General features: G+C 57.1%; 3 rRNA genes. All 3 read right to left on the reverse strand.

Annotated elements, in window-relative coordinates:
• Window positions 1-58 precede the first annotated feature (58 nt).
• The 3 genes from rrf to AC5RUK_RS17370 all read right to left on the reverse strand — a co-directional run bounded on the left by rrf (window position 59) and on the right by AC5RUK_RS17370 (window position 5,460).
• Window positions 59-175 (reverse strand): 5S ribosomal RNA (gene rrf / locus AC5RUK_RS17360).
• Window positions 176-338: 163 nt separating this feature from the next.
• Window positions 339-3,462: ribosomal RNA gene (locus AC5RUK_RS17365) — 23S ribosomal RNA — on the reverse strand.
• Window positions 3,463-3,936: 474 nt separating this feature from the next.
• Window positions 3,937-5,460: ribosomal RNA gene (locus AC5RUK_RS17370) — 16S ribosomal RNA — on the reverse strand.
• The 16S, 23S and 5S rRNA genes sit together here, the layout of an rRNA operon.
• Window positions 5,461-5,587 lie beyond the last annotated feature (127 nt).

Consider the following 5,587-nt stretch of genomic DNA (forward strand, 5'->3'; position numbering starts at 1 on the left):
TGGTTAAACGCGGGAAGGCCCCGCCATCGTTGGCGGGGCCTTCCCGTGTTCAAAGAATGTCCGGCGGCGACCTACTCTCCCACACCCTCCCGAGTGCAGTACCATCGGCGCTGTGGGCCTTAGCTTCCGGGTTCGGAATGGGACCGGGCGTTTCCCCCACGCTATGACCGCCGTAACCCTTCGTGCACGCCAACCCCGGGGGGCGGCGGCAAACCTGTCGGTTACAAGCATGTGCTTGGAACTGTATTCAATTATCTGTTCCCGGGACAAACGGTTGTTGTCTGGGAACCACATAGCGGACGCGTAGCATGTTTTGATCACCCACCCCAAGGGGTGGTGTGGTGTAAGTTGTCGGACTATTAGTACCGGTCAGCTTCACGAGTCTTTTGTCCTCGCTTCCACATCCGGCCTATCAACCCAGTGGTCTGGCTGGGGTCCTCTCCCCCCGAAGGGGATGGAAATCTCATCTTGAAGCCGGCTTCCCGCTTAGATGCTTTCAGCGGTTATCCAATCCGAACGTAGCTAATCAGCGGTGCACTTGGCAGTACAACTGACACACCAGAGGTTCGTCCGTCCCGGTCCTCTCGTACTAAGGACAGACCTTCTCAAATTTCCTGCGCGCGCAGCGGATAGGGACCGAACTGTCTCACGACGTTCTAAACCCAGCTCGCGTACCGCTTTAATGGGCGAACAGCCCAACCCTTGGGACCTACTCCAGCCCCAGGATGCGACGAGCCGACATCGAGGTGCCAAACCATGCCGTCGATATGGACTCTTGGGCAAGATCAGCCTGTTATCCCCGAGGTACCTTTTATCCGTTGAGCGACGGCCATTCCACAATGTGCCGCCGGATCACTAGTCCCGACTTTCGTCCCTGCTCGAGATGTCTCTCTCACAGTCAAGCTCCCTTGTGCACTTACACTCGCCACCTGATTGCCAACCAGGCTGAGGGAACCTTTGGGCGCCTCCGTTACTCTTTAGGAGGCAACCGCCCCAGTTAAACTACCCATCAGGCACTGTCCCTGACCCGGATTACGGGCCGAAGTTAGATGTCCAGAGTGACCAGAGTGGTATTTCAACGATGACTCCACCCGAACTGGCGTCCGGGCTTCAAAGTCTCCCACCTATCCTACACAAGCCACACCGAACACCAATACCAAACTATAGTAAAGGTCTCGGGGTCTTTCCGTCCTGCTGCGCGTAACGAGCATCTTTACTCGTAGTGCAATTTCGCCGAGTTTATGGTTGAGACAGCGGGGAAGTCGTTACTCCATTCGTGCAGGTCGGAACTTACCCGACAAGGAATTTCGCTACCTTAGGATGGTTATAGTTACCACCGCCGTTTACTGGGGCTTAAATTCTCCGCTTCGCCCCGAAGGGCTAACAGGTCCTCTTAACCTTCCAGCACCGGGCAGGAGTCAGTCCGTATACATCGTCTTGCGACTTCGCACGGACCTGTGTTTTTAGTAAACAGTCGCTTCCCCCTGGTCTCTGCGGCCCTTACCCGCTCCGAAGCGCAAGGCTTCTTCACGGTCCGGGCCCCCCTTCTCCCGAAGTTACGGGGGCATTTTGCCGAGTTCCTTAACCATAATTCTCTCGATCGCCTTGGTATTCTCTACCTGATCACCTGTGTCGGTTTGGGGTACGGGCGGCTAAAACCTCGCGTCGATGCTTTTCTCGGCAGCATAGGATCACCGAATCCCCCCATACGGGGGTCCCGTCAGGTCTCAGGCTTCACGAACGGCGGATTTGCCAACCGTTCACCCTACATCCTTGGACCGGGACTACCATCGCCCGGCTCGGCTACCTTCCTGCGTCACACCTGTTAATACGCTTACCTCCCCGGATCGGGTCCCGCGCGCCCCGCCCATACTGGCCCCGAAGGGCACGGATGAACGGTTTGGGCGGTTAGCATCACCGGTTTGGCATGGGCGGTTTTTCGCCGGTACGGGAATATCAACCCGTTGTCCATCGACTACGCCTGTCGGCCTCGCCTTAGGTCCCGACTTACCCAGGGCAGATTAGCTTGACCCTGGAACCCTTGATCATTCGGCGGACGGGTTTCCCACCCGTCTTTCGCTACTCATGCCTGCATTCTCACTCGTGTAGGCTCCACCACTGGCTTCCGCCGCAGCTTCACTGCCCACACGACGCTCCCCTACCCACCAGCGCTCCTGAACCACGAAGGCTTGGATAATACGCTGATGCCACAACTTCGGCGGTGTACTTGAGCCCCGCTACATTGTCGGCGCGGAATCACTTGACCAGTGAGCTATTACGCACTCTTTCAAGGGTGGCTGCTTCTAAGCCAACCTCCTGGTTGTCTGGGCAACTCCACATCCTTTTCCACTTAGCACACGCTTAGGGGCCTTAGTTGGTGGTCTGGGCTGTTTCCCTCTCGACTATGAAGCTTATCCCCCACAGTCTCACTGCTGCGCTCTCACTTGCCGGCATTCGGAGTTTGGCTGACGTCAGTAACCTTGTAGGGCCCATCGGCCATCCAGTAGCTCTACCTCCGGCAAGAAACACGCAACGCTGCACCTAAATGCATTTCGGGGAGAACCAGCTATCACGGAGTTTGATTGGCCTTTCACCCCTACCCACAGCTCATCCCCTCCATTTTCAACTGAAGTGGGTTCGGTCCTCCACGCGCTCTTACACGCGCTTCAACCTGGCCATGGGTAGATCACTCCGCTTCGGGTCTAGATCACGCCACTGCATCGCCCTATTCAGACTCGCTTTCGCTACGGCTTCCCCACACGGGTTAACCTCGCGACGTAACACTAACTCGCAGGCTCATTCTTCAAAAGGCACGCCGTCACAGCTACAAGGCTGCTCCGACGGATTGTAAGCACACGGTTTCAGGTACTGTTTCACTCCCCTCCCGGGGTACTTTTCACCTTTCCCTCACGGTACTTGTCCGCTATCGGTCATCAGGTAGTATTCAGGCTTACCAGGTGGTCCTGGCAGATTCGCACGGGATTTCTCGGGCCCCGTGCTACTTGGGATACTCTCCAAGCGGCGTCACGCATTACGGTTACAGGGCTTACACCTTCTCCGGCCGGCCTTTCAAGACCGTTCACCTATACGCACGCACTCACTTTCGCTGTCCGGCAGAACAGCAGCGGAAAGTCCCGCAACCCCGGCCATGCAACGCCCGCCGGCTATCACACATGGACCGGTTTGGCCTCTTCCGCGTTCGCTCGCCACTACTGACGGAATCACTGTTGTTTTCTCTTCCTGCGGGTACTGAGATGTTTCACTTCCCCGCGTTCCCTCCACGCACCCTATGTGTTCAGGTACGGGTCACCCGGTCACTCGCGCGCCGGGCGGGGTTTCCCCATTCGGACATCCTGGGATCACCGTTCGGTTATCAACTCCCCCAGGCTTATCGCAGATTCCCACGTCCTTCTTCGGCTCCTGATGCCAAGGCATCCACCGTGTGCTCTTAAAAACTTGACCACAAAGATCAAAATCAGCTATTCGAGAGAACCAGGACAACCAACCATCAAAAGACAGCCGGCCACCAGGTTCATCAAAAAAATTGCTTTAAGATGCTCGCGTCCACTATGTAGTTCTCAAACAACAACCCCGTCACCCCCTGCCCGCCACCCCAAAGGGCAGCCGGCGCGGAAAGCGCGGGAACAAGAGGAACCAACCAGGCCCCCTCTCCTCACATCGCTGCAAGAATAAGGTCCTGTTGCCTCAGGACCCAACAGTGTGCCAAAAGACATCCCCCGCGAAACCAACCACACACGTTCCAAACACCCCAAAGGGCACCGTACTGGCATGCGGCCAACCGCGAAAGACACCGAATCCGTTGATATTCCACCCATGAGCACCCGCCGGACAACATGCGTGTCCGCAACGGGCTTGCCCTGCAAACCACCCAACCCGCACTATGACGGGCCGGAACAGTCTGAGGAAGCTCCTTAGAAAGGAGGTGATCCAGCCGCACCTTCCGGTACGGCTACCTTGTTACGACTTAGTCCCAATCGCCGGTCCCACCTTCGACGGCTCCCCCCCACAAGGGGTTAGGCCACCGGCTTCGGGTGTTACCAACTTTCGTGACTTGACGGGCGGTGTGTACAAGGCCCGGGAACGTATTCACCGCAGCGTTGCTGATCTGCGATTACTAGCGACTCCGACTTCATGGGGTCGAGTTGCAGACCCCAATCCGAACTGAGACCGGCTTTTTGGGATTAGCTCCACCTCACAGTATCGCAACCCATTGTACCGGCCATTGTAGCATGCGTGAAGCCCAAGACATAAGGGGCATGATGATTTGACGTCGTCCCCACCTTCCTCCGAGTTGACCCCGGCAGTCTCCCATGAGTCCCCGCCATTACGCGCTGGCAACATGGAACGAGGGTTGCGCTCGTTGCGGGACTTAACCCAACATCTCACGACACGAGCTGACGACAACCATGCACCACCTGTGAACCGGCCCCGAAGGGAAGGACTGTTTCCAGCCCGATCCGGCCCATGTCAAGCCTTGGTAAGGTTCTTCGCGTTGCATCGAATTAATCCGCATGCTCCGCCGCTTGTGCGGGCCCCCGTCAATTCCTTTGAGTTTTAGCCTTGCGGCCGTACTCCCCAGGCGGGGCACTTAATGCGTTAGCTACGGCGCGGAAAACGTGGAATGTCCCCCACACCTAGTGCCCAACGTTTACGGCATGGACTACCAGGGTATCTAATCCTGTTCGCTCCCCATGCTTTCGCTCCTCAGCGTCAGTTACAGCCCAGAGACCTGCCTTCGCCATCGGTGTTCCTCCTGATATCTGCGCATTTCACCGCTACACCAGGAATTCCAGTCTCCCCTACTGCACTCTAGTCTGCCCGTACCCACTGCAGACCCGGGGTTGAGCCCCGGGCTTTCACAGCAGACGCGACAAACCGCCTACGAGCTCTTTACGCCCAATAATTCCGGACAACGCTTGCGCCCTACGTATTACCGCGGCTGCTGGCACGTAGTTAGCCGGCGCTTCTTCTGCAGGTACCGTCACTTTCGCTTCTTCCCTGCTGAAAGAGGTTTACAACCCGAAGGCATTCATCCCTCACGCGGCGTCGCTGCATCAGGCTTTCGCCCATTGTGCAATATTCCCCACTGCTGCCTCCCGTAGGAGTCTGGGCCGTGTCTCAGTCCCAGTGTGGCCGGTCACCCTCTCAGGCCGGCTACCCGTCGTCGCCTTGGTAGGCCATTACCCCACCAACAAGCTGATAGGCCGCGAGTCCATCCATGACCGAAAAATCTTTCCACCCACCACCATGCGGTGACAGGTCATATCCGGTATTAGACCCGGTTTCCCAGGCTTATCCCAGAGTCAAGGGCAGGTTACTCACGTGTTACTCACCCGTTCGCCACTAATCACCGGTGCAAGCACCGGATCATCGTTCGACTTGCATGTGTTAAGCACGCCGCCAGCGTTCGTCCTGAGCCAGGATCAAACTCTCCGTTAATGTTTCAAACAGACACAGCACCAACGGCCGGGAAAACGACCGAAGACACTGCACTAAATTCAAACCAGGCTGATAAAACCGCGACACACCACAGGGGCGGCACGCCACGGCACTTTCAACCAATAAA

It is taken from the genome of Arthrobacter sp. Y3223065, assembly GCF_059090885.1.